25 protein-coding genes are annotated in these 24,275 nt (G+C 62.1%); 12 read left to right on the top strand and 13 right to left on the bottom strand.

What is annotated here, in order from left to right; genetic code table 11:
- Window positions 1–34 precede the first annotated feature (34 nt).
- A complete protein-coding gene (gene trxB / locus Q1A91_RS00805) occupies window positions 35–1,018 on the bottom strand; it encodes a thioredoxin-disulfide reductase (RefSeq protein ID WP_299871416.1) in 984 nt (327 codons plus the stop codon).
- A 202-nt stretch (window positions 1,019–1,220) separates the two neighbouring features.
- Between trxB and Q1A91_RS00800 the strand changes: the two genes are divergently transcribed.
- Window positions 1,221–1,721, top strand: coding sequence for an Lrp/AsnC family transcriptional regulator (locus Q1A91_RS00800; protein ID WP_299871413.1), 501 nt, complete (start codon window positions 1,221–1,223; stop codon window positions 1,719–1,721).
- On the opposite strand, the gene Q1A91_RS00795 is transcribed toward Q1A91_RS00800, so the two are convergent.
- The 5 genes from Q1A91_RS00795 to lgt form a co-directional block, all read right to left on the bottom strand.
- The gene (locus tag Q1A91_RS00795) at window positions 1,718–2,434 is read right to left on the bottom strand and encodes a Hint domain-containing protein (protein WP_299871410.1); all 717 of its coding nucleotides are present in this window, start codon (window positions 2,432–2,434) and stop codon (window positions 1,718–1,720) included. The two genes, Q1A91_RS00800 and Q1A91_RS00795, sit on opposite strands and share 4 nt — an antisense overlap.
- A 394-nt stretch (window positions 2,435–2,828) precedes the next feature.
- Entirely contained in the window at window positions 2,829–2,975 is a 147-nt protein-coding gene (locus Q1A91_RS00790; protein ID WP_299871407.1) for a hypothetical protein, read from the bottom strand.
- A 297-nt stretch (window positions 2,976–3,272) separates the two neighbouring features.
- Window positions 3,273–4,028, bottom strand: a complete 756-nt coding sequence (gene pgeF, locus Q1A91_RS00785) for a peptidoglycan editing factor PgeF (RefSeq protein ID WP_299871404.1) — start codon at window positions 4,026–4,028, stop codon at window positions 3,273–3,275.
- Window positions 4,025–5,083: an SAM-dependent methyltransferase gene (locus tag Q1A91_RS00780; RefSeq protein WP_299871401.1), complete on the bottom strand. Its 1,059-nt coding sequence runs from the start codon at window positions 5,081–5,083 to the stop codon at window positions 4,025–4,027. Before Q1A91_RS00780 ends, pgeF begins: the two co-directional genes overlap by 4 nt.
- Window positions 5,080–5,964, bottom strand: a complete 885-nt coding sequence (gene lgt / locus Q1A91_RS00775; protein ID WP_299871398.1) for a prolipoprotein diacylglyceryl transferase — start codon at window positions 5,962–5,964, stop codon at window positions 5,080–5,082. Before lgt ends, Q1A91_RS00780 begins: the two co-directional genes overlap by 4 nt.
- A 92-nt stretch (window positions 5,965–6,056) precedes the next feature.
- On the opposite strand from lgt, the gene Q1A91_RS00770 reads away from it, so the two are divergent.
- The 4 genes from Q1A91_RS00770 (at window position 6,057) to Q1A91_RS00755 (ending at window position 8,266) form a co-directional block, all read left to right on the top strand.
- Window positions 6,057–6,302, top strand: a complete 246-nt coding sequence (locus Q1A91_RS00770; RefSeq protein WP_299871395.1) for an accessory factor UbiK family protein — start codon at window positions 6,057–6,059, stop codon at window positions 6,300–6,302.
- A gap of 283 nt (window positions 6,303–6,585) precedes the next feature.
- A complete protein-coding gene (locus Q1A91_RS00765) occupies window positions 6,586–7,086 on the top strand; it encodes a YbjN domain-containing protein (protein ID WP_299871392.1) in 501 nt (166 codons plus the stop codon).
- Window positions 7,087–7,116: 30 nt separating this feature from the next.
- Window positions 7,117–7,935: a pyrroline-5-carboxylate reductase gene (proC, locus tag Q1A91_RS00760; protein WP_299871389.1), complete on the top strand. Its 819-nt coding sequence runs from the start codon at window positions 7,117–7,119 to the stop codon at window positions 7,933–7,935.
- Complete coding sequence (locus Q1A91_RS00755; protein WP_299871387.1) at window positions 7,925–8,266, top strand: tRNA-binding protein; 342 nt, start codon at window positions 7,925–7,927, stop codon at window positions 8,264–8,266. The genes proC and Q1A91_RS00755 overlap by 11 nt, the downstream gene beginning before the upstream one ends.
- 19 nt (window positions 8,267–8,285) lie before the next feature.
- Here Q1A91_RS00755 and Q1A91_RS00750 read toward each other — a convergent pair whose 3' ends face one another.
- On the bottom strand, window positions 8,286–8,885 hold the full coding sequence (locus Q1A91_RS00750; protein WP_299871385.1) for a thymidine kinase: 600 nt from the start codon (window positions 8,883–8,885) through the stop codon (window positions 8,286–8,288).
- 281 nt (window positions 8,886–9,166) lie between these two features.
- Between Q1A91_RS00750 and Q1A91_RS00745 the strand changes: the two genes are divergently transcribed.
- Window positions 9,167–9,625, top strand: coding sequence for a hypothetical protein (locus Q1A91_RS00745; protein ID WP_299873637.1), 459 nt, complete (start codon window positions 9,167–9,169; stop codon window positions 9,623–9,625).
- A gap of 136 nt (window positions 9,626–9,761) precedes the next feature.
- On the opposite strand, the gene Q1A91_RS00740 is transcribed toward Q1A91_RS00745, so the two are convergent.
- The 3 genes from Q1A91_RS00740 to Q1A91_RS00730 all read right to left on the bottom strand — a co-directional run bounded on the left by Q1A91_RS00740 (window position 9,762) and on the right by Q1A91_RS00730 (window position 15,282).
- Complete coding sequence (locus Q1A91_RS00740; protein ID WP_299871383.1) at window positions 9,762–10,886, bottom strand: beta-ketoacyl-ACP synthase III; 1,125 nt, start codon at window positions 10,884–10,886, stop codon at window positions 9,762–9,764.
- A 189-nt stretch (window positions 10,887–11,075) separates the two neighbouring features.
- Window positions 11,076–14,441: a carbamoyl-phosphate synthase large subunit gene (gene carB, locus Q1A91_RS00735; protein ID WP_299871380.1), complete on the bottom strand. Its 3,366-nt coding sequence runs from the start codon at window positions 14,439–14,441 to the stop codon at window positions 11,076–11,078.
- Window positions 14,442–14,568: 127 nt separating this feature from the next.
- Window positions 14,569–15,282 carry an alpha/beta fold hydrolase gene (locus tag Q1A91_RS00730; RefSeq protein ID WP_299871377.1) on the bottom strand — a complete coding sequence of 238 codons (714 nt, stop codon included), beginning with the start codon at window positions 15,280–15,282 and terminating at the stop codon, window positions 14,569–14,571.
- Between the two features lie 104 nt (window positions 15,283–15,386).
- Between Q1A91_RS00730 and Q1A91_RS00725 the strand changes: the two genes are divergently transcribed.
- Both Q1A91_RS00725 and Q1A91_RS00720 read left to right on the top strand, forming a co-directional pair.
- Window positions 15,387–15,761 carry a hypothetical protein gene (locus Q1A91_RS00725; protein ID WP_299871374.1) on the top strand — a complete coding sequence of 125 codons (375 nt, stop codon included), beginning with the start codon at window positions 15,387–15,389 and terminating at the stop codon, window positions 15,759–15,761.
- Window positions 15,762–15,770: 9 nt separating this feature from the next.
- Window positions 15,771–16,121 (top strand): VOC family protein, encoded by a 351-nt coding sequence (locus Q1A91_RS00720; RefSeq protein WP_299871372.1) that lies wholly within the window; start codon window positions 15,771–15,773, stop codon window positions 16,119–16,121.
- Here the strand turns inward: Q1A91_RS00720 and Q1A91_RS00715 are convergent.
- The gene (locus Q1A91_RS00715) at window positions 16,118–16,510 is read right to left on the bottom strand and encodes a cupin domain-containing protein (protein WP_299871369.1); all 393 of its coding nucleotides are present in this window, start codon (window positions 16,508–16,510) and stop codon (window positions 16,118–16,120) included. The genes Q1A91_RS00720 and Q1A91_RS00715 overlap by 4 nt on opposite strands.
- A 104-nt stretch (window positions 16,511–16,614) precedes the next feature.
- Window positions 16,615–17,892: a serine hydroxymethyltransferase gene (glyA, locus tag Q1A91_RS00710; RefSeq protein ID WP_299871366.1), complete on the bottom strand. Its 1,278-nt coding sequence runs from the start codon at window positions 17,890–17,892 to the stop codon at window positions 16,615–16,617.
- Between the two features lie 195 nt (window positions 17,893–18,087).
- Between glyA and Q1A91_RS00705 the strand changes: the two genes are divergently transcribed.
- Complete coding sequence (locus tag Q1A91_RS00705; RefSeq protein ID WP_299871363.1) at window positions 18,088–18,849, top strand: NAD kinase; 762 nt, start codon at window positions 18,088–18,090, stop codon at window positions 18,847–18,849.
- 114 nt (window positions 18,850–18,963) lie between these two features.
- Here Q1A91_RS00705 and Q1A91_RS00700 read toward each other — a convergent pair whose 3' ends face one another.
- Window positions 18,964–21,237 (bottom strand): NADP-dependent malic enzyme, encoded by a 2,274-nt coding sequence (locus Q1A91_RS00700; RefSeq protein WP_299871360.1) that lies wholly within the window; start codon window positions 21,235–21,237, stop codon window positions 18,964–18,966.
- Between the two features lie 123 nt (window positions 21,238–21,360).
- Between Q1A91_RS00700 and Q1A91_RS00695 the strand changes: the two genes are divergently transcribed.
- The 3 genes from Q1A91_RS00695 to Q1A91_RS00685 are packed head-to-tail and all read left to right on the top strand — an operon-like array spanning window position 21,361 to window position 24,261.
- Window positions 21,361–21,756, top strand: coding sequence for a cytidine deaminase (locus Q1A91_RS00695; protein WP_299871357.1), 396 nt, complete (start codon window positions 21,361–21,363; stop codon window positions 21,754–21,756).
- Window positions 21,757–21,760: 4 nt separating this feature from the next.
- Window positions 21,761–23,065 carry a thymidine phosphorylase gene (locus Q1A91_RS00690; RefSeq protein ID WP_299873634.1) on the top strand — a complete coding sequence of 435 codons (1,305 nt, stop codon included), beginning with the start codon at window positions 21,761–21,763 and terminating at the stop codon, window positions 23,063–23,065.
- A complete protein-coding gene (locus tag Q1A91_RS00685; protein ID WP_299871354.1) occupies window positions 23,065–24,261 on the top strand; it encodes a phosphopentomutase in 1,197 nt (398 codons plus the stop codon). The genes Q1A91_RS00690 and Q1A91_RS00685 overlap by 1 nt, the downstream gene beginning before the upstream one ends.
- Window positions 24,262–24,275 lie beyond the last annotated feature (14 nt).

The raw sequence follows: 24,275 nt of genomic DNA, 5'->3' as shown, positions 1-24,275 counted from the left end.
GGGCGGCATCACGTCAAGCAGCGCAGGACAGGCGCTACTCCGCAACCTGCGCAGGCACCGGGGTCGTCTCGGCCTCTTCGCCCTGTTCGGCCAGAAAACGCTCCGCCTCCAGCGCTGCCATGCAGCCCATGCCCGCGCTCGTCACCGCCTGCCGGTACTTGTGGTCCGTCAGGTCACCCGCTGCGAACACACCGGGGATGGAGGTCTCGGTGCTGTCAGGTTTGGTCACGACATAGCCGCCCATGTGGGTTTCCAGCACGTCCTTGACCAGCTCATTGGCAGGGGCGTGGCCGATGGCAATGAAGACGCCTTTGGCAGGGATGTCCGTGATCTCTCCGGTTTTGGTGTGTTTGACCTTTACGCCTTCGACGCCGGGCGGGGTGTCGGTGCCATAGACTTCGGCCAATTCATGAAACCACAGCGGTTCGATCTTGGGGTTCTTCATCAAGCGGTCGATCAGGATCGCTTCGGCGCGCAGCTCATCCCGGCGGTGGATCAGTGTGACCTTGGAGGCGAAGTTGGTCAGGAACAGCGCTTCTTCCACGGCGGTGTTGCCGCCGCCGACCACAACGATCTCCTGCCCGCGATAGAAAAAACCGTCACAGGTCGCACAGGCGGAGACGCCGAAGCCCTTGAACTTCTCTTCCGTCTCCAGCCCCAGCCATTTGGCGCGCGCGCCGGTGGCAAGGATCACCGCGTCCGCCACATAGGTCGTACCGCTGTCGCCTTTGGCTTTGAACGGCCGGCTGGACAGATCGAGATCGGTGATGATGTCGCCGATGATCTCCGTGCCCATGGCCTTGGCGTGGGCTTCCATGCGCACCATCAGGTCGGGGCCCTGCACTTCGGTATCGCCGGGCCAGTTTTCCACTTCCGTGGTGGTGGTCAGCTGGCCGCCGGGCTCAATGCCCTGCACCAGAATGGGGTTCAGCATGGCGCGGCTGGCATAGACGCCCGCCGTATACCCTGCGGGGCCGGAGCCGATGATCAGAACCTTGGTTTCGCGTGTGTCGGCCATCTGGCACCCCCAAATCTTGCAATGCAGCCCTGTCCATATAGACCTCTGTGCCGGACGCTTAAACCCCCTTGCACCGTCTCAGAGTGCTGCGGAAATGCGCTGACAGAAATGTGTATCCTGAAAGAATATTGCGCAGATGCGAAATATTATTGCGCTCACTAAGGGGGGTGATAAAAGAATCGCAAATTGAAAGGGGCATTCAATGGCAGGTACACGGCTTGATCCGATTGATCGGAAGATCCTGGCTGAGCTACAGGCGGATGGGCGCATGACCAACGTGGAACTTGCCAAACGCGTTGGTATTTCTGCGCCGCCCTGCCTGCGCCGGGTCCGCACGCTTGAGGAACAGGGATACATCAAAGGGTATCACGCAGAAGTTGACGCGCGCGAGCTGGGCTTTGAAGTGCAGGTGTTCGCGATGGTGGGCCTGGCCAGTCAGGCAGAGGTGGACCTGAGCGCGTTTGAAGAGAAGTGCCGCAGCTGGCCCTTGGTCCGTGAGTGTCACATGCTCAACGGTGAGGTTGATTTCATCATCAAGTGCGTTGCACCCGATCTGTCCAGCTTTCAGAAATTCCTCACCGGAGAGCTGCTGACCACGCCGAATGTGGCCAGTGTAAAGACCTCTCTTGTCATCAGGGACGCCAAGGATGAACCCGGCGTCCCCTTTGATGTTCTGGAAATGCGTTTGGCAGCAGAGGCTTAGCTTGGCTGACCGTCCACTTCCGGTGCGCGCGGGTGCGCCAGTGGGCCAAAGTCGGTGACATGGCCGATACGCGGGAACATCGACAGGAACCGGTCGCGCAAGGTGTGTGATACCATGCGGGTGGCATTGGCACCGGGATGAAAGGTTTCCATCTCGATCCCGCCTGCATTGATCGCGGCGTGCCGACTCAGACAGATGTGGAACAGGCGGACCGGGGTAGGCGGGATCACTTCGATCACATTCACGCCGTCCACGAATTCACGCACCGGTGTCAGCATCCGGGTGCCACCCGCTTCCGAGCGCAGATGGTGCGGCGTATGCAGGACGCGCGCGCCGGGTCCGACGGTCAGGAATGAACTGGGCCGCCCCTGACCAAAGCTGTCGGCCATGATGCGGATCAGAGGTGTGCGACGGCCTGCATCCGCAGGCACAAAGCTGGTGGAACCGATCCAGACCAGCTCAGCCGGCTCACCGGTCGAGGTGTTGATCATATCGCCGGGCTGCAAATCCTCCACAGCGATGCCGCCTTCGGTCGTCTGGATCACAGTGCCGCGGGCAAAAGCGGAGAAGGCAGATTCGAACAGGGGCAGTGCAGGGGCGCGGTCCTGGCCGATGTAGAGCGAACCATCCGCACGCAGGGCAGCGATTTCATAGCTGCGCATGGGGTGGTCGACCGCAGCCTGCGGTGCGCGGTAGCCCTGTGGGCCACTCATGGGAAGATGCGCAGCAGTGCGCGGTGTAGCGGTCAGGCGCGTGGCCCGGGCAGCGAGTTGTGTCATGCGATAAGCCTTTGCAGCTTTGTCACATCCGTGTTGGCCCCCACCAACAGCACGGAAGAAACGGGTGGCGTTACTTCAGTCTTCGATGGAGACCAAATCGCCATGCCAGCCGCGCATTGTCAAAGTTTCGATGACATTTACGCCTTATTTTGCGCCAATTTGCGTGAAATGCGCCTTTCTGTTTCCTTATTTCGGCAAGAGGCTGCCACATTCGGCCCCCCATCCCGTGCGGAGAATGAGAAAGACCGCGCAAGCGAATCAACGCTTGCACGGCCCATGTCCCCCGACATTTAACTTCTTGTGGGCGTCCGCGTGGGACGCGCCGGGATCAGCTGGCTTTGAGTTTGGGTGCCTCAACGGCATTGCGCTTTGCAATGAAGGCGGCGCGGCGTGCGCCACGGGCCCACGGCATGACCGTGTCTTCCTTGGCTGCGGTTGCGATGACGCCTTTGATGAAACGTGTGTTCGATTTCATGGTTCTGATCCTCTGTTGTTCTGCTGTAGGACGTTTGCCCTTGCTTGAGGATGAATATGACGGGGTATTTGGGCTGGTTTTGGGCGAAATCAGAGAAAATCGACTAAAATTCAGAAGGTCGGCGGACAGAATGGGGCGGATCCTGCCTGATTTGGAAAAGTGAGTGTTTTCAGTTGATTGTGTTCAGGTGTGGCCAATCGCAACAAAAGAGCGGGATTGTTTCCCATCTGAATCCTCTGCATTGCGGCAACCACTTGGCGGGGATTGCCGCATTTCTGCCTGCATCTGGCGTTGTGGCTAAAGCCGGATCGCGGCGATCAAGCGGCCGTAGTCTGCTTCTTTGGCGTGAGTCGCCCGCCTGTAGCTGTAAAACCGCTCCGCATCCGCATAGGTGCAATGGCGGGTCCATTCCGCGGCACCCACACCGGCGTCGCGCAGGCAATGCAGCCCGAAGGCGGGCAGGTCGAACATCATCCGGTCTTCCTTACCTTGTGCAAAGAAACGGGCGAAGTCGGGGTCTTCGGCGATGAAGTCCTCGAAAAACTCCGGTCCCACCTCGTAAGCCGCCTGGCTGATGGAGGGGCCGATCACCGCATGGATATGCGCAGGGGTCGCGCCCAGATCTTCCATGGCGGCAACGGTTGCGCTCAAGACGCCATCCAAGGCGCCGCGCCAGCCTGCATGGGCGGCACCAATCACACCGGCCCGCGTGTCCGCAAAGAGCACCGGCTGACAATCTGCGGTCAGCACCGACAGGGCAACGCCCGGTGTCGCGGTCACAAGCGCGTCGGCCTTTTCGGTCTCGGGCAAAGGGCCTGTCACTGTCACCGCCCGCGCGGAATGCACCTGATGCACCCCGACAAGATGATCAGGGGCCACGCCCATGGCCTTGGCCACGCGGGCGCGGTTGATCGTGACAATCTCACGCTGATCGCTGCTGCCGCGTCCGCAGTTCAGCCCTGCAAACACCCCGGAAGAGGCCCCCCCGCGCCGGGTGAAGAACCCATGCTGCAACGGCGCAAGACTGTCGGAGGTGATGATCTCAAGTGTCATGCTTCGGTCCCCGGCGGCGGCGTCCCTGCCGAAGGGTAGAGCGCCAGCACCTTGAACAGATTTCCCATTTCCGCCGGGTGGGTCAAGCGCCGATGGGCGGCGATATGCTGCTCCAGCGCAGCGCCGTCCAGAGATGTTGCCAACTGCTGCGCCCGTGCGGTGATGCCCAGCCGTTCCAGAAAGACCCCCTGCGGGGTCAGTCTGGAATGGGCGCAGGGGGCTGCCGCCGCAAGCGCTTCGAAATCCACATGGGCGGTCAGGTCCGCCGCACCGGGGTCGTGCAGGGGATCAACAGGTGCATGGTCCTGCACGGCCTGCAATGTGTCGCCCAAGCTGCGCCAATCGCCGTAGTCGATGATCAGCGCCGCACCTCCCTGTGCCGTGATGCGCTGGCCCAGCCCATCCACGATTGGTGCGGCACTGCTGCGTTCCTCAATCAGATCGCCGTCTTTTGTATCCGCCAGCCGGTCCTTCAACGCAGGTTGCGGCTGTGCGGGGCCCAGACCGAAGGTGAGCCTTCCCCCCTCCAGCCCCACGTGCCGCTCCCGCCAGCCACCGCCGTCGCGCACATATTGCCGGATGGGCAGCGCGTCGAAGAACTCATTCGCCAGGGCATAGATCGGCAGATCGGGCAGGGCGGTTGGGTCATCCAGCCAGCGCACCGCATGGTCCGCCAGCGTCTCCCGCTGGACGGCCCTCAATGCCGGTGACGCTTCGATCAGCATCACCTCCGCTGCTTCGACAAACCCCGGCACGCCCCGCGTGGCCCGCAGAACATCAGCCATCAAGGTGCCGCGTCCCGGTCCGAACTCCACCAGGGCAAAGCGCGCGGGCTGCCCCTGATCCAGCCAGCATTGCGCCAGTGACAGGCCCAGCATCTCGCCAAACATCTGACTGATCTCGGGCGCGGTGATGAAATCGCCGGCCTGCCCGAAGGGCGGGCGGGTGGTATAATAGCCAAGCGTCGGATGCAGCAGGCACATGGCCATAAAGGTGTCGACCCGCATCGGCCCATCCGCCGCGATCTGTGCGGCGATATGCGCCCTGAGGCTCATGCCGCCTTGCGCGACCGCAGGATGAAGTAAAGGCCAATCGCGATCATCGGCAGGCTCAGCATCTGCCCCATGGTCAGGCCATAACCCCCGATGTGCCACGCCAGCCCCAGCGGATTGCCGTCGGAGGCGAACAGCGCATCGGGCTGTCGCACAAACTCCACCATGAACCGCGCCGCGCCGTAGCCTGCCAGAAACGTCCCGCCAGTCCGCCCCGGCGTTTTCAGCGTGCCGCGCCGCCATGCCATCCAGATCAGCAAAGCGCCCAGCAGCAGACCTTCCAGCAGCGCTTCGTACAATTGCGAGGGATGGCGCGCGCAGATGCCTGCCACATCGGGGCAATATTGTGCCGCGTTACCGGGAAAGGCCACGCCCCAGGGCAGGTCGGTGGGGCGGCCCCAGAGCTCCGCGTTGATGAAGTTCGCCAGCCGTCCCAGCAGGATACCGGGGGCGAGGCCGAGACAGACCATATCGCCTGTGGAGACCGCCGACACCTTCTTGCGCCAGCAGAATGACAGGAAGGCAATGATCACACCCAGAGCGCCGCCATGGAAGGACATGCCGCCCAGCCAGACCTGCAAGATCTCTGCCGGGTGCGACAGGTAGTAGGCGGGCTGGTAGAACAGCACATATCCCAGCCGCCCGCCGAGGATGACACCAAGGATCACCCAGAACAGCAGATCCTCGACCTGCTGGGGCTGCATCACCGGGCGCTCGTCGCGCCAGAGACGGGGCGTTTTGACCGCCCGCAGCGCAATCCGCCAGCCGATGAGGATGCCCACGATATAGGCCATCGCATACCAGCGCAGCGCAAAGGTGAAGCCAAAAAGGGAGATGCTGAAAATCTCTGGGCTGATGTCGGGGAAGGGGAGCATGCCGGTCATAGCGCTGATTGACCGCGCCTGGCGGGGGAAGTCAACCTTGTCCGCACGCCACTTTGCCCCCATATAGAGGTCGAGCAAAGCGGAGAAGCAGCATGCAAACGCGCAACAAGATTTTTGACGACATCTCACAATTGATGACAAACGCGATGGGTGTGGCCCAGGGCGCCAAGGACGAAGCCGAGACGGCCATGAAAGGTATGATGGACCGCTGGCTGGCAGATCGGGACTTCGTGACCCGTGAAGAATTCGACGCGGTGCGCGCCATGGCACAAAAGGCGCGGGAAGAGAACGAAGCGCTCAAGGCGCGGCTGGACGCTTTGGAAGCCGACAAGGGCTGAGAGACGCGACCACTTTGATCAAAAGGGGGGCTTCGCGGCCCCCTTTTCTGCGGGATGTGCCCGTATTCCCTGCGAGGATTGGGCGGGAAACCGCATTACCCACAAGATATTGAAGTTATCCGCAAGTATTTGCGGTTATCCCCCAGAAAGGGGGTTGCCACAGCCCCCCATACTCAAGCACCATATATGGTAGAGACGGCGGAAACACCGCCGCTCTCTGGTACAGGCATCCAATTCTGGGCAGGCAAACCAGCGTTGGACATAATAAAAAGAGGTGTCGCAAATGACGCTGACAGAGCATTACTTGGAGGAAGACCTCCATCCTATCGATATTGTTGAAACACTTGCCAATGACAACGCCTGGGAATTTGATCGCATTGCTGACGATCAGATTGCGATGGTCGTCGATGGCTTGTGGCGGACCTATTCGATCACGCTTGCGTGGTCAGGGTACGATGAAACACTGGGTCTGATCTGCTCTTTCGATCTTGATCCGCCAGACGAGAAACTGCCCCAACTCTATGAATTGTTGAATGCAATCAACGATCAATGCTGGGCAGGGTCCTTCACCTACTGGGCGGAACAAAAGATGATGGTCTACCGCTATGGCCTGATGTTGGCCGGCGCGTCCGATCCATCGCCTGAGCAGATCGACACGATGATCGGTGCCGCTGTCTTCAATGCGGAGCGGTATTACCCCTCGCTGCAACTGCTGATCTGGGGCGACAAAACCCCCAAAGAGGCATTGCAGGTCGCCATTGCGCAGGCCTACGGCCACGCGTAACACTTTCCTCCGATAACAGGGGGACAGGTGATGAAAGACGGTCGGATCGCAACGCAGGGTCTGGTGCTGCTGGGCTGCGGAAAGATGGGATCGGCGATGCTGGCCGGATGGCTGGCACGCGGTTTGCCGACAGGGTCGGTCTGGGTTCAGGACCCGCAGCCGTCTGACTGGCTGAAAGAGCAGGGTGTGCATCTGAATGCGCCTTTGCCGGAGGCGCCCGCCCTCGTTCTGGTGGCGGTGAAACCTCAGATGATGGGTGATGCGTTGCCGTCGATGGCGGCGCTGGGCAATGGGGAGACGGTCTTTGTCTCCGTGGCCGCTGGCACGCCGATTTCCTATTTTGAACAGACACTTGGCGCAGATACACCCGTGGTCCGTGCGATGCCGAACACTCCGGCAGCGATCTCAAAAGGGATCACGGCGATTGTCGGCAACGGTGCGGCTGGTGCGGCGGCGCTGGACGAGGCCGAAGCGCTGCTAAGTGCGGTGGGCGAGGTGGTGCGGCTTGACGCTGAAAGCCAGATCGACGCGGTCACCGGGGTGAGCGGCTCCGGTCCGGCCTATGTGTTCCACATGATCGAATGTCTGGCTGCCGCGGGAGAGGCGCAGGGCCTGTCTGCCGCGCTGTCGCTGCAATTGGCCAAGGCCACAGTCGCCGGGGCAGGTGCGCTGGCGGCTGAGGCGGCTGAGGACCCCGCACAGCTACGGGTGAACGTCACCAGCCCCAATGGCACCACACAGGCCGCACTGGAGGTGCTGATGGACGCTGAGACCGGATTTCCTGCCCTGCTGCCTCGGGCGGTGAAGGCGGCCACGGACCGGTCGCGGGAGCTGGCCCGTGACGCATGAAATCGGCATCGATGACTTCCTGAAGGTAGATATCCGGGTGGGCACGGTGACCCGTGCCGAACCTTTCCCCGAGGCGCGCAAACCGGCGATCAAACTCTGGGTCGATTTCGGCGCGGAGATCGGGGAGCGCAAGACTTCCGCCCAGATCACCGCCCATTACACGCCCGACGACCTGATCGGAAAACAGGTCATCGGCGTGGTGAATTTCCCGCCGCGCCAGATCGGGCCGTTCATGTCCGAAGTGCTGGTGCTGGGGCTGTCAGATGCGGAGGGGGCGATTGTGCTGCTGGGGCCTGATCAGGCTGTTCCGAATGGTGGAAAGATGCACTAAGCGCTGGTAAATCAACGCTCTACCAGTCGGATTCCGGGGTGCGATCCCCCACGGCCTCGCGCCAATGACGCCTGCACAGCGAGATGTAGCTTTCGTTCCCGCCGATCATCACCTGCGCGCCGTCCTGCAGGACATTGCCCTGCGCATCCTTGCGCACGACCATCGTCGCCTTCTTGCCGCAGTGGCAGATGGTGCGCACTTCGCGCATCTCATCGGCGAGCGCCAGCAGGGTGGCGGATCCCGGAAACAACTGCCCTCGGAAATCGACCCGCAGGCCAAAACACATCACCGGCACGCTCAGATCATCCACGGCGCGGGCCAGTTGCCAGGCTTGCTCCGGTTCCAGAAATTGCGCCTCATCAATGAAGACGCAGGCGCAGGGGCCTGTCGCAAGGCGGTGTTTCAGCTTTGCAAACAGGTCCTCACCGGGGGCGAAAGTATCGGCCATCTCGCCAATGCCGATGCGGGAGGCGATGCGGGCCTGACCGGCCCGGTCGTCGATGTTGGCGGTCAGCAAATAGGGCTGCATGCCGCGTTCCACATAGTTGTGGGCGGCTTGCAGCAGCACCGTCGATTTGCCGGCATTCATGGTGGAGTAGTGAAAATAGAGCTTGGCCATGGGCCTGTGTTACGCACAGCCGCACGGCCAAGCAAGGTAGGAACCGTCGGGACAGAGACAGGTACGTAGATCTGCTGCCGCGGGGGGCGGCCTGCGGGGCCCCTTACCCGCAGAGATCTACGACCCCATCCACCCATCATGGGGTCAATGGTTACTCGTACCGCCTTCTTACTCATGAGGCGCAGATAGAAAATGACATTTACTGCTGAAAGGATTAATGGGAAAAACAAGTGTAGGTTCCCCTTTGAAAAAAGGGCCGAATGAGAAGACGGGACAAGCGTATGGCCGGTATTGGCAGTTATCTGAAAAAGCACACAGAAGCGCTTGTGAAAGACGTCGGGATTGAACGCGCCTGCACGCTGACCGGCAAATCCAAGGCGACGCTGGGGCGCTACTATTCTGATAATGAAGAACATTCTGACCGCTTCATGCCGATCGACGCGGTCGGCCTGCTGGAAGAGGCGGCCAGCTATCCGCATGTGACCGGCGCGCTGGCAGAGATCCGCGGGATCACCCTTGGGTTTGATGATCGCCGTGCCAATTCGGAACGCTCCGGCGGGGTGAATTCGGATGTGATCGCGCTCAGCCAGCGGTTTGCGATGCTGATGGCGGAGTATCAGCAGTCCATGGAGGACGGGCGGATCACCGTGAATGAAGCCAAACGGCTGTTGAAAGAAACGACCATGCTGCAACAGGTGCTGGTCGATATGAAGCTCAATCTGGAGGAGGAGAGTGACTGATGCTCTCCTTTCGCGATTTGGCCGGTAGCGGGGACGGGGGGATTGCCTCGTGGATCGTTATTGGGAACGGGATGTGCCCGTTGCCGAAGGTCATAAACGGGTTTCGTTAAAAGACGCTTAACGGGCTGTGATTTTCTCAGCCGTGGCGTTGAACAATCACCGAGCCCACGGAATATCCCGCCCCGAAAGAGCAGATCAGCCCGGTATCACCGTCGGCCAAGTCCTCGGAATACTTGGAGAATGCGATGATGGAGCCGGCGGAGGACGTATTGGCATAGTCCTGGAGGATGTTGGGCTGTTCCCCTGCCTCCGGCGTGCGCCCCAGCACTTTGCGGCCGATGAAATCATTCATTGACTTGTTTGCCTGATGCAGCCAGATGCGTTTGAGATCAGCGGCTTGCACGCCATTGCCCGCCATATGTCCCGCGATGTGCTCAGACACCAGCGGCAACACTTCCTTGAAGACTTTGCGGCCGTTTTGCATGAACTGCATGTCGCGTCGGTCGGCCACGCCATCAGGGCGGGAGCGGCGCAGGAAGCCGTTGTTGTTGCGGATGTTGTTGGAAAAATCTGTCGCGCAGCGGGTTGATTTTATTTCGAAATAGGCGCCTGCCGCGTCTTCACTGCGTTCGATCAGGGTGGCTGTGGCCACGTCGCCAAAGATGAAATGGCAATCCCGGTCGCGCCATTCGAGATGGGCGGAGCAGATCTCCGGATTGACGACCAAAGCGGAGCGGATGGAGCCGGAGCGGACCATGTCGGCAGCGGCCTGAATGCCGAAGGTGGCGGAGGAGCAGGCGACATTCATGTCGAAGGCGAAGCCGTTGATATTCAGTAGTTTCTGGATCTCGATGGCCACAGCGGGGTAGGCGCGTTCGAGGTTGGAAGCGGCGCAGATCACCGCGTCCACGTCAGCGGCGGTTTTGCCTGCGGCCTTGAGGGCTTTTTGGGCCGCATCCAGCGCCATTTCGGCCATCAGGGAGGGTTCATCATCGGCGCGCTGGCGCAGCAGGGGGTGCATGACGTGGGGGTCGAGCACGCCTGTTTTATCAATCACATAGCGCTGTTCGATGCCGGAGGCTTTGAAGATGAAGTCCTCCGAGGAATACTCCTTGGCGGGCAGGTCACCGGCTTCAATCGCGGCGGCATTTTCGGCGTTGTAGAGATCCACAAAAGCGTTAAAGGCTTCGACCAATTCGGCGTTGGTGATGACCTGATCGGGGGTGAAAACGCCTGTACCGGTGATTGCGGGTGTGTACATCTGGTTTCTTTCTTTATTCACAGTATCTTACGGGGCGTTCTTCGTGTGGGTAACTCAAGTCTGCACCGGAGTCACAACCTGTACACAACCTGTACACCGGCTGTGCACCGGGGCCTGGGCAAAAGTGTTAACAAAAACGGGTTGGATTTGCCATATTTGATGTGAATTGCGGTAAACCTGCGCGTCTGCCTATCCCTGCAACGCCTTTACGCCGATTTCATCCTCGGCCTGGGCCTTGATGGCCAGAGCGGCGGCGTAGGACCCGGCGGCGGTGGTGTAGTAGGGGATCTTGTCATAAAGCGCGATGGAGCGGATGGACTTGCTGTCTTCCACGGCTTGCGCGCCTTCGGTGGTGTTCATCAGCAGATGCACGCCCCCGTCTTTCATCATGTCAGTGATATCAGGCCGGCCTTCGTAGACCTTGTTAACCGTTTCGCAAGAAATGTCGTGCGACGATAGCCAGGTCGCCGTCCCACGGGTGGCGACGATGGTAAAGCCCTGATCGCGCAGGATCCGGGCGGCTGACAACATGTCGTCGGTTTTGTCGGCGTCTTTGATCGAAAGGAACGCACAGCCTTCGGAGGGCAAGATGGTGCCCGCGCCCATTTGCGCCTTGAGAAACGCGCGGGGGAAGTCGCGGTCCCAGCCCATGACTTCACCGGTGGAGCGCATTTCGGGGCCAAGCAGGGTGTCGACGCCGGGGAAGCGGGCAAAGGGCAGCACGGCTTCCTTGACGGAGAACCACGGCATGTTGGGATCGGCCAGTGTCATCGGGTCGCCCAGCGGCAGGGTGTCACTGTAGGAGCTTTGCTCCGGATAGGGGGCGCGCATGGGGAAATCGGAGAGTTTGGCGCCGGCCATGATCCGCGCGGCGATGGAGGCAATCGCTGAATCAGTGGCTTTGGCGACGAAAGGCACGGTGCGGGAGGCGCGGGGGTTTACTTCGATGAGGTAGATCACACCGTCCTTGACCGCGAACTGGATGTTCATCAGGCCGACAACGTTGAGGGCGCGTGCCAGCGCATGGGTCTGGCGTTCGACTTCGGCAATGATCTCTTTCGAGAGGGAGTAGGGCGGCAGGGAGCAGGCGCTGTCGCCGGAGTGCACGCCGGCTTCTTCGATGTGCTGCATGATGCCTGCGACATGCACATCCGTGCCGTCACACAGGGCATCCACGTCCAGCTCAACCGCACCGGAGAGATAGCTGTCGAGCAGCACGGGGCTGTCGCCGGACACGACCACGGCGCTGGAAATGTAGCGTTCGAGCGAGGCCATGTCGCGGACGATTTCCATGGCGCGGCCGCCGAGGACGTAGGAGGGGCGGATGACGAGGGGGAAGCCAATCTCTTCGGCGATACTCAAGGCTTCGGCGTCGGTGCTGGCGATGCCGTTGTTGGGTTGTTTGAGGCCGAGGGATTGGACAAGCTGTTGAAAACGCTCCCGATCTTCGGCCAGGTCAATGGCGTCGGGGGTGGTGCCGAGGATGGGGATGCCAGCCTCATGCAGGGCACCGGCGATTTTCAGAGGGGTCTGACCGCCGAACTGGACGATGACGCCGTGCAGCGTGCCGTTCTCCTGCTCCACCCGGAGGATTTCCATGACGTGCTCAAAGGTCAGAGGCTCAAAATAGAGGCGGTCGGAGGTGTCGTAGTCGGTTGAAACCGTTTCGGGGTTGCAGTTGACCATGATGGTTTCATAACCCGCGTCGGTCAAAGCGTAGCAGGCGTGACAGCAGCAATAGTCGAATTCGATGCCTTGCCCGATGCGGTTGGGGCCACCGCCGAGGATGACGACCTTTTTGCGGTCGGAGGGCCGCGCTTCGCATTCCACGTCGCCCATCATCGGGGCCTCGTAGGTGGAATACATATAGGGGGTTTGGGCTTCAAACTCAGCGGCGCAGGTATCAATGCGTTTGAAGACGGCGACCACGCCTGCGGCCTGGCGGGTGGCGCGGACCTGATTTTCCTTCATGCCTGCCAGATGTGCCAGGCGGGCATCGGTGAAGCCCATCATTTTCAAGTGACGCAGGCCTGCCTCATCGGTCGGAAGGCCGTTTGCCTTCACGTCCTCTTCGGCGGTGATGATTTCGCGGATGCGGGCAAGGAACCACGGGTCGAACATGGTGACGCCGTGGATGTCATCATCCGAGAGGCCGTGGCGCATGGCCTGCGCGATGGTGCGCAACCGGTCGGGGGTCTGCCGGGAGATGGCTTTGACGATGGCGGCGCGATTGTCGGGGGACATCGGCGTGTCCGCGTCCGCTTCGGTCACGCCGGGGATGGTGATTTCATCAAAGCCGGTCAGGCCTTCTTCCATCGAGGCGAGGGCCTTTTGCATGGACTCGTGGATCGTGCGGCCGATGGACATGGCTTCGCCGACGGATTTCATCGCGGTGGTCAGGTTCGGCTCGGAGCCGGGGAATTTCTCAAAGGCGAATTTGGGGATCTTGGTGACGACGTAGTCGATTGTGGGTTCGAACGACGCGGGCGTGACGCCGGTGATGTCGTTGTCGAGTTCATCCAGGGTGAAGCCGACAGCGAGTTTGGCGGCAATCTTGGCGATCGGGAAACCGGTGGCCTTGGAGGCCAGTGCCGAAGAGCGCGAGACGCGCGGGTTCATTTCGATCACCACCATGCGGCCATCGGCGGGGTTCACGGCCCATTGCACGTTGGAGCCTCCGGTTTCCACGCCAATCTCCCGCAGGACGGCGATGGAGTGGTTGCGCATGATTTGATATTCTTTGTCCGTGAGCGTGAGCGCGGGGGCCACGGTGATGGAATCGCCGGTGTGCACGCCCATCGGGTCCACGTTTTCGATGGCGCAGACGATGATGGCGTTGTCGGCGGTGTCGCGCACAACTTCCATTTCGAATTCTTTCCAGCCGAGCAGGGATTCGTCGATCAGGATCTGGCCGGTGGGGGAGGCGTCCATGCCGGAGCGGCAGATGGCCTCGTAATCCTCACGGTTGTAGGCCACGCCACCGCCGGTGCCGCCCATGGTGAAGGCGGGGCGGATGATGGCGGGCAGGCCGATCTCTTCGAGGGTTTCCAGCGCGATGGCGACACCGGCGGCGAGGTCCTTTTTCCCGTCTGCATCTTTGGGCGCGGTGCAGATGGTGGCGCGCGGGTTTTCAATGCCCAGACGGTCCATCGCTTCGCGGAAAAGCTTGCGGTCTTCGGCCATTTCAATGGCTTCGCGTTTGGCGCCGATCATCTCAACGTTGTATTTGTCGAGCACGCCCATTTCTTCAAGGGCCAGCGAGGTGTTCAGGCCTGTCTGGCCGCCCATGGTGGGCAGGAGCGCGTCGGGGCGTTCCTTTTCGATGATCTTGGCGACCATTTCGGGGGTGATGGGCTCAATATAGGTGGCGTCCGCAAGACCGGGATCGGTCATGATGGTGGCGGGGTTGGAGTTGACGAGGATGACCCGGTAGCCTTCCTCTTTCAGCGCCTTGCAGGCCTGCGCGCCGGAGTAGTCGAATTCACAGGCCTGTCCGATGACAATGGGACCCGCACCAATGATCATGATCGACTGGATGTCGGTTCTTTTTGGCATTGGTCCGCCCCCTGAAAATAAGCAAATTAGCCGCGTTATAGGGATGGGAACGCGGGGTGCAAGGGTGGAATTGGGGGCCAGCCCCCAAGCCCCCGGGTTTTTTGAACCATTTGGAAGGGGGAAAGGGTCAGGCGTCGAGGAAAACGCGCAGGGAGGCTTCGAATGCGCGGGGGTTTTCGGCGTGGAGCCAGTGGCCCGCACCGGGGAGTTTGGCGAAGCGGGCGCGGGGGAAGAGGGCGCGGATTTTGGGGCGGTGGTCTGGCAGGACGTAGTCCGACGCGCCCCCCGAAAGGAAGAGGGTGGGGTTTGTGAAGGGGCCGGTGAGCTCTTCGGGCCAGCCGATGATCTTGTCCATCTCCGCTTCCAGCGTGTCGAGGTTCAGGCGCCATTGTTTGTTGGGCACATCGAGCGATTGGGTGAAGAAGCTTTGCAGGCTGCGGTCGATGCCTGCGGCGGCGAGTTGGGTTTCTGCGTCGGAGCGGCGGGTGAGGGTGGTGAGATCGACGGTGCGCATGGCGTCGATCATGCCTTGTTGGGTGTGGGCATAGGCGATGGGGGCGATGTCAGCGATGACCAGTTTGCGGATGAGGTGGGGTTGGGTGAGGGCCAGCGCCATGGCCGCCTTGCCGCCCATGGAGTGGCCGCAGAGGTCCACGGGGCCGCCGATGTGGGTGATGAGGTCAGCAAGATCCGCGGCGAGGTCGGGGTAGCTGTGGCTGGCGTGCCGGGGGCTGGAGCCGTGGTTGCGCAGATCCGGCGTGATGGTAGGGCCACGGTCGGACAGGCGTTTGGCGATCACGCCCCAGTTGCGCCCCGAGCCGTAGAGGCCGTGCACGATCATCAGAGGCGGGGCGGTGCCATCGATTGTGTCAAATATGGAATACGCGAGCATGGGGTTTTGTAGGGTCATTGCGGGACGTGCACCAGTGCGATTAAAAATGCGCCATGACAGATATGCGTGACATTCCCATGAAGGCTGAAGCCGTGCGTGCGCTGATGGAAGAGCGGCTGGGGGTGAAGGGGCGTGATCTGGGGCAGGCGGTGCGCAAGGGACGGCGGATGTTGCCGCGCTGGGCGCGCAAGCAGGTGGCGGTGCTGGTTGCGGCGGATCGCGCGGCGCGCAGTCCGAAGACCGCCAAGCAGATTGACCGCACCAAGGTCATGCATGCCTATGAGTTGGTCACCAACCATCTGCGCGCCATCAACGTCAATGCGCAGCGGCGCGACCGCTTGCTGCGGCTGCTGGGGGTGATTGCTTTTCAGGTGCTGCTGCTGGCGGCGGCGTTTATCGCCTACATGTGGTGGCGCGGTTTTGTGTGAGGGACGGATATGAGCGTTGTGCGGATCGTGGCCAATCTTGCCACTGCGGATGTGCAGGGGGTGGCAGCGTTTTACAGTGATCTGTTTTCGCTGAACATTCTGATGGACATGACTTGGATTGTGACGCTCGGTGGGGATGAGCTGGCTCCGGTGCAGCTGAGCGTGGCGTCATCGGGCGGCAGCGGCAGCCCGGTGCCGGATCTGAGTGTGCTCGTCACCGATCTGGATGAGGTGGTTGAGCGGGCGGAGGCGCTGGGCGTGGCGCTGGTCTATCCGGTCACGGAAGAACCATGGGGCATTCGGCGGTTCATGGTTCATGATCCGATGGGCCGGCTGATCAACATCACCGAGCATATCTAGCCGTATTGCGCGTCCGTCACCGGCTCCATCCAGTCGGCAGCGCTGCCGTCCTGCGCTTCCTGCAAGGCGATATGGGTCATTGCGCAATCGGGCGCGGCACCGTGCCAGTGTTTCTCCCCCGGTGGGATCCAGACGACATCGCCGGGGCGCAGGGTCTGGATGGCTTTGCCGTCGGTCTGCGCGCGGCCCAATCCGGCGGTCACGATCAGGGTCTGACCCAGCGGATGGCTGTGCCAATGCGTGCGGGCACCGGGTTCAAACGTCACGGTCACGCCGTTCAGGCGGGCGGGTTCCGGCGCGCTGATCAGCGGATCGAAGCGGACGGTGCCGGTGAAATACGTGGCGGGGGCGGCGGTGGAGGGGCGGCTGCCTGCGGGGTGGATGATCATGGGGCTCTCCTGATGGGGTGCAGGCAGCTTAGGGGGTGAGCCGGACATGCAAAAGCCCCGGATGGTGTAATGCCGGGGCTTTGCTTTGGAATGTGCCGGGGGCCTTAGAGGTTCGGGTACAGCGGGAAGCGGGCGCACATGGCTTCCACTTCGGCCTTTACCTTGGCTTCGACCGCGCCGTTGCCGTCTTCGCCGTTGGCGGCGAGGCCGTCGACAACTTCGATGATCCAATCCGCGATCTGGCGGAACTCAGCCTCCCCAAAGCCGCGGGTGGTGCCTGCGGGAGAGCCAAGACGGATGCCGGAGGTGACCATGGGCTTTTCGGGGTCGAAGGGCACGCCGTTCTTGTTGCAGGTGATATGGGCGCGGCCCAGTGCCTTTTCGGTTGCGTTGCCTTTCACGCCTTTGGGGCGCAGGTCGACCAGCACCACATGGGTGTCGGTGCCGTGGGTGATCGTGTCCAGCCCGCCCTTGATGAGCTGATCGCTCAGCGCCTGCGCGTTGGTGATCACCTGCTGGATGTAGCGTTTGAACTCCGGCTGGAGCGCCTCGCCAAAGGCCACGGCCTTGGCCGCGATCACATGCATCAGCGGGCCGCCCTGAATGCCGGGGAAAATGGCGGAGTTGAATTTCTTCGCCAGCGCCTCGTCATTGGTGAGGATCATGCCGCCGCGCGGGCCGCGCAGCGTCTTGTGGGTGGTGGTGGTCGCCACATGCGCATGAGGGAAGGGGGAGGGGTGTTCGCCCGCCGCCACCAGTCCCGCGAAGTGGGCCATGTCCACGTGCAGATAGGCGCCCACACTGTCGGCAATCTCGCGCATGCGCTTGAAGTCGATCTGGCGCGGGATGGCGGACCCGCCAGCGATGATCAGCTTGGGTTTATGCTCCGTCGCCAGTTCCTGCACCTGATCGTAATCCAGCAGGTTGTCCTGCTTGCGCACGCCGTACTGGATGGCGTTGAACCATTTGCCCGATTGGTTGGGTGCGGCCCCATGCGTGAGGTGGCCACCCGCGTCGAGGCTCATGCCCAGAATGGTATCACCGGGCTGCAACAGCGCCTGGAACACACCCTGGTTGGCCTGTGAGCCGGAGTTGGGCTGCACGTTGGCGAAATCGACGCCAAACAGTTTGCAGGCACGCTCAATCGCCAGACGTTCGGCAACGTCGACATATTCGCAACCGCCATAGTAGCGCCGCCCGGCATAGCCTTCGGCGTATTTGTTGGTCATCACGGAGCCTTGCGCCTCCATCACGGCGGCTGAGACGATGTTCTCTGACGCGATCAGCTCAATCTCGTTGCGCTGGCGGCCCAGTTCTCCGGTGATGGAAGCCATCAGATCGGGATCGCTTTGGGCGAGCGAGGAGGTAAAGAAGTCTTTCATCGGATCATTCCCTGATTAGGCGTGGTTGGCGTGCCGTTTATCTTAAAGTGCGTCGCGCGGGAAGGTTGTAAAACGACGCAGCGGGCGATCTGCGCGCCAAAGCTGGTAGTGCTTGGGAATATGTGGTTGGAATACAGGCAGAATGCGCCTGATCGGAAACCTTGCCATGCCCACCACTTTATCCAAGCTGCGCCCATGTCGCTGAAGATTGCGTTTATGGCCAGCCGCGCGCCGGTGGCGCAGACCGCGCGGGCGGCGCTGATCGGCACCTACGGCGATGTTGCGCCGGAGGCGGCGGAGATCATCGTGGCGCTGGGCGGGGACGGCTTCATGCTGCAAACCCTGCATGACACCCAATCGCTGAGCGCGCCTGTCTATGGGATGAACCGGGGCACCATCGGGTTCTTGATGAATGCTTACGGCGAAAGTGACCTGATTGCCCGGCTGGAAGCGGCAGAGACGGCGGTGATCAATCCGCTGGTGATGGAAGCCACGCATCTGGATGGCAGCATCTCAAAGGCGCTGGCGATCAACGAAGTGTCGCTGCTGCGGGCAGGTCCACAGGCGGCGAAGCTTCAAATCTCCGTCGATGGGCGGCTGCGGTTGCAGGAACTGGTCTGTGACGGGGCGCTGGTGGCAACACCGGCCGGATCCACGGCCTACAATTATTCAGCCCATGGCCCGATCCTGCCGATTGGTGCGGATGTGCTGGCGCTCACAGCGATGTCCGCGTTTCGTCCCCGGCGCTGGCGTGGGGCGCTGTTGCCCAAAAAGGCGGTTGTGCGCTTTGACGTGCTGGAGGCGGAGAAACGCCCGGTGATGGCGGATGCGGATGGCCACAGCCACCGCGATGTGGTTGCCGTTGAAATCCGGTCTGAACCCAGCGTATCCCATACGATCCTGTTTGATCCGGGCCATGGGTTGGAAGAACGCCTGATCCGCGAACAATTTACCTGAGCGGCGCGCTCCCCCAAAACGAGCAGGGCACCACGCCCCCCATCTTTTCTCTATAAATATCCTCGCCGAAGGCTTGAAATGCCCCTGCAGGGCATTTCAATTTCTGCGCCGCGCTCAGCCGTAGTGATCAACAGGTGTCCCGGCAATCGCGCCCACATTCAGCAACCCCCGCGCGGTGATCGACGGCGAGACGATATGCGCCTTGTTGCCCATGCCCATCAGGATCGGGCCGACTTCCAGCCCGTCGCCCTTCATTTTCAGGATGTTGCGCACCCCTGATGCCGCATCGGCATGGGCGAAGACCAGCACGTTGGCCGCCCCCTCCATCCGGTTTTCGGGCATCTGGCGCGCGCGCAGCTCGGCGTCGAGGGCGGTGTCGATGTTCATCTCCCCCTCGTAACAGAAATCCGCCTTCTCGGCATCCAGCAGGCGGATGGCGGCACGCAGGCGGCCGCCGGTGCCTTCGCCCTGATTGCCGAACTGCGATTGGGAGCAGAAGGCGATCTTGGGCTCAATCCCGAAGCGGCGGACGTGGCGGGCCGCGCCGCGCGCGATCTCGGCGATTTGTTCAGGATCGGGATGCAGGTGCACCTGGGTGTCGGCAATGAACAGGGGGCCGTCTTCGAGGATCATCATGCTGAGCGCGCCATCCGGGCTGAGCCCTTCGCGCCCCAGCACTTGCGTGACGTAATTGAGATGCCAGCGGAACTCGCCAAAGGTGCCGCAGATCAGGCTGTCGGCTTCGCCTCGGTGCACCATCACCGCGCCGATGGCGGTGGTGTTGGTGCGCATGACCGCGCGGGCAATGTCAGGGCTGACGCCCCGGCGGCACATCAGGTGGTGATAGGTCTCCCAATAGTCGCGGTAGCGGGGGTCGTTTTCGGGGTTCACCAGATCGACGTTGTCGCCCAGTTTCAGGGTCAGGCCCGCGTGTTCGATGCGGCGCTGGATCACGTCCGGGCGGCCGATGAGGATGGGGCTTTCGACGGTTTCCTCGATGATCGCCTGCGCGGCCCGCAGCACCCGTTCGTCTTCGCCTTCGGCAAAGACCAGACGGCGGGGGGAGAGGCGCGAGGCTTCAAACACCGGGCGCATCACGAGGGCGGATTTGAAGACCGATCCGTCGAGTTTTTGCTTGTAGGCGTCGAGATCCTCAATGGGGCGTGTGGCAACGCCGGTTTCCATCGCGGCTTTGGCCACAGCACTTGAGACAACGCCGATGAGGCGCGGATCGAAGGGTTTGGGGATGAGGTAATCCGCACCGAAGGTCATCTGTTCGCCCTGATAGGCGGCAGCCGCTTCGGCGGAGGTGGTGGCGCGCGCAAGGGCGGCGATGCCTTCGACGCAGGCCAGCTGCATCTCATCGTTGATGGTGGTCGCGCCCACATCCAGCGCGCCCCGAAAGATGAAAGGGAAACACAGCACGTTGTTGACCTGATTGGGAAAATCCGAACGGCCCGTGGCGATGATCGCGTTCGGCGCCACCTCGCGCGCCAGATCGGGCAGGATTTCGGGCGTGGGGTTGGCCAGCGCAAAGATGATCGGGCGGTCGGCCATTTTGGTCACCAGATCGGGGCTGAGCACACCGGGGCCCGAAAGGCCGAGGAAAAGGTCCGCATCGGGGATCACATCGGCCAGCGTACGCAGGTCGGATTTCTGCGCGAACTCTGATTTGATCGGGTTCATGTCGACCGCGCGGCCTTCGTAGACCAGCCCGTGGATGTCACAGAGCCAGACGTTTTCTCGCCGCACGCCCATCTTCAGCAGCATGTTCAGGCAGGCAATGCCCGCAGCCCCGCCGCCGGTGGAGACGATCTTGATGTCCTCGAATGTCTTGCCCGCGACGTGCAGGGCGTTGGTCACGGCGGCGCCCACCACGATGGCGGTGCCGTGCTGGTCGTCGTGGAAGACGGGGATGTTCATGCGTTCGCGGCAGATCCGTTCGACGGTGAAACAATCGGGTGCCTTGATGTCTTCAAGGTTGATCGCCCCAAAGGTCGGGCCAAGGGCGCAGACGATATCGGCGAGCTTTTCGGGGTCGCTTTCGTCCACTTCGATGTCGAAGCAATCGATGTTGGCGAATTTCTTGAAGAGGACGGCTTTGCCCTCCATCACCGGTTTGGAGGCCAGCGCGCCGATGTTGCCGAGACCCAGAACGGCGGTGCCGTTGGTTACCACCGCAACCAGATTGGCGCGGGAAGTATAGAGCGCCGCTGTGGCGGGGTCTTCCTTGATCTCCAGACAGGCTTCCGCGACGCCGGGAGAATAGGCGCGGGCCAGATCGCGGCCATTGGCCAGCGGTTTGGTCGCGCGGATCTCCAGTTTTCCCGGCTTTGGGAAGGCGTGATAGTCAAGTGCTGCCCTGCGCAGATTGGCGTTGTCGGACATGGATGGGCCTCCCGATGGACTTTTAGTTTAGCGTTAAACTACTTTTTATGTGGCTGCAATTGCCGCAGCAACCCTCGCCTTGCGGCGCGGCGTTTGTCATAGTTACCGCAAAAAGGAAAAAAGATGGTCAAAGATTTGAAAGAGGCTGCTGCGGCTGTGCGCGAGAACGCGCATGCGCCCTATTCGGGATTCAAGGTGGGCGCAGCCATTCGTGCGGCGTCGGGTACGGTTTATGTGGGATGCAATGTGGAAAATGTGGCTTATCCCGAAGGCACCTGTGCGGAGGCCGGTGCCATCGCTGCCATGGTCGCAGCCGGAGAGACGGCGCTGACGGAGGCTTATGTGATCGCAGGATCACCGATGCCCGTGACCCCCTGCGGTGGATGCCGTCAGAAGCTGGCGGAGTTTGGCGTGGGCGATGTGCCGGTCACGATGGCGACCACCGGCGGGGTGGAGGAATTCACCACCCTGGGTGATCTGCTGCCCGGCGCCTTTGGTGCCGCGCATATGGAAAGCTGAGGCGATGGACGCGGCTGGATTGCTTGCGGATTTGCGCCACGGGCGGGCGTTGTCGGTAGAGGCGGTGCAATGGGCGGCGCAGGCGCTGGCGACCGGCGGGTTGAGTGACGCGCAGGCCGGGGCCTTTGCGATGGGTGTGTGCCGCAACGGGTTGGATGAGGCAGGGCGCGTTGCGCTGACGCTGGCGATGCGGGATTCGGGGCGTGTGTTGGCGTGGGATGTGGACGGGCCGGTGCTGGACAAGCATTCGACCGGCGGGGTCGGGGATTGTGTGTCTTTGATCTTGGCGCCGGCGCTGGCGGCCTGCGGGGCCTTTGTGCCGATGATTTCCGGCCGGGGATTGGGGCACACGGGCGGCACGCTGGATAAATTGGAAGCCATCCCCGGTGTGGCGACCCAGCTGGAAGAGGCGCAGTTTCGGGAGGTGGTGGCACAGGCGGGCTGCGCGATTGTGGGGGCCACGGCGGATATCGCCCCCGCGGACAAGCGGCTTTATGCGGTGCGGGATGTGACCTCCACCGTGGATTCGCTGGATTTGATCACCGCCTCGATCCTGTCCAAGAAACTGGCAGGCGGGCTGGAGGGGTTGGTGTTGGATGTGAAAGTCGGCTCTGGCGCGTTCATGAAGGACATGGAACAGGCGCGCGCGCTGGCGCAGGCGCTGGTGGGCACGGCGAATGCGGCGGGGTGCCCGACGTCAGCGGTGATCAGCGACATGAGCCAGCCGCTGGTGCCGAGCCTTGGCAATGCGCTGGAAGTGGCGGAAGTGATGCTGGTGTTGACGGGCGCTCAGACGGGCGCGATTGTGGATTTATGTGGTGCGCTGGGGGGTGATCTGCTGGCGCGTGCGGGGTTGGCTGGCGATGCCGGTGCGGGTGCCGAGATGGTGGTTGGTGCGGTTCATAGCGGGGCGGCAGCGGAGCGGTTTGGCAAGATGATCGCCGCGATGGGCGGGCCGGTGCGGTTTGTCGAGACCTGGCAGCGGTTCCTGCCGGAGGCCAATGTGATCCGCGCGGTGACCGCGCAGGAGGCAGGTGTTGTGCAGGCGATTGCGGGAGAGGCGCTGGGTCACGCGGTGGTCGGGCTTGGCGGCGGGCGCGTGGTGGAAAGCGATCAGATTGATCCGAGCGTGGGCTTGTCCGAGGTGGTGCCGCTGGGGGCGAAAGTGGCCAAGGGGCAGACGCTGGCGATGGTGCACGCGGCGCGGCCGGATCAGGCAGAGAAGGCGGTGCGCGCGGTGCGCGACGCGATTGAGATTGGGTCGGAAGCGGTCGAATTGACTGCGCTGGTGCGCGAGAGGATCGGCTGATGGCACGGGCGTTTCTGGTGGTGATGGATTCCGTGGGCATTGGCGGCGCGCCGGATGCGGATACGTTTTTCAATGGCGATGTGCCGGATACCGGGGCCAATACGCTGGGCCATATCGCAGCGGCCTGTGCGGCGGGACAGGCGGAAGAGGGCCGGTCGGGCCCGCTCTCTCTGCCGCATCTGGCGCGGCTGGGGATCTGGCAGGCGGAGGCTTTGGCCAATGGACGTGTGGTTGAGGGGGCTGTCGAGGGCCACTGGGGGGCGGCGACAGAGGTGTCACGGGGCAAGGATACGCCTTCGGGCCATTGGGAATTGGCGGGGCTGCCGGTGCCCTGGGAGTGGCATTACTTCCCCGATGAAGACCCGGCGTTTCCGGCGGATCTGATGGCACATGTCGCAGCACTTGCCGGGGTTGAGGGGACCTTGGGGAATAACCATGCGTCGGGCTTGCCGGTGATCGAGGCCTTTGGCGCGGCGCATATCCGAAGCGGCTGGCCGATTTGCTATACCTCTGCCGACAGCGTGTTTCAGATTGCGGCCCATGAGGCGCATTTTGGGTTGGACCGCTTGTTGGCCCTCTGCGAGGCCGCCGCGCCAAGGTTGCACGCCATGCGCGTGGGGCGCGTGATCGCGCGGCCTTTTGTGGGGGAGGCGGGTGCGTTTGCACGCACGGGGAACCGGCGGGACTATGCGATTGTGCCGCCTGCGCCGGTGCTGACCAACTGGGTGCAGGATGCGGGACGCCGCGTGTATGGTATTGGAAAGATTGGCGATATATTCTCCATGCAGGGGATTGATGACCTGCGCAAGGGCGCGGATGCGGTGTTGATGGGGCATCTGAAGGATCTGGTGGCCGAGGCCGCGGACAGCTCTTTGACCTTTGCCAATTTTGTCGAGTTCGACAGTCATTATGGTCACCGGCGGGATGTGTCGGGATATGCGCGCGCGCTGGAATGGTTTGATCGGGAGATCGGCGGGGTGATCGCAGGATTGAGACAGGGGGACATGCTGGTGCTGACGGCGGATCACGGAAATGATCCGACCTGGGTAGGCACGGATCACACCCGCGAAAGAGTGCCGGTGCTGGTGGCGGGACAGGGGGCCGGCCCGTTGGGGCAGATCGGTTTCACGGATGTGGCGGCGCTGGTGGCACGGCATCTGGGGGTGTCGGTGCCTGGCGCCCAGGTGGAGAATTGAGCCGCTGAAGCGGC

This window comes from uncultured Sulfitobacter sp., from assembly GCF_947500075.1.
In the GTDB taxonomy this organism is placed as follows: domain Bacteria; phylum Pseudomonadota; class Alphaproteobacteria; order Rhodobacterales; family Rhodobacteraceae; genus Sulfitobacter.
Note: the sequence above shows the minus strand (reverse complement) of the source record. Positions and strands in the feature narration are given on the sequence as shown.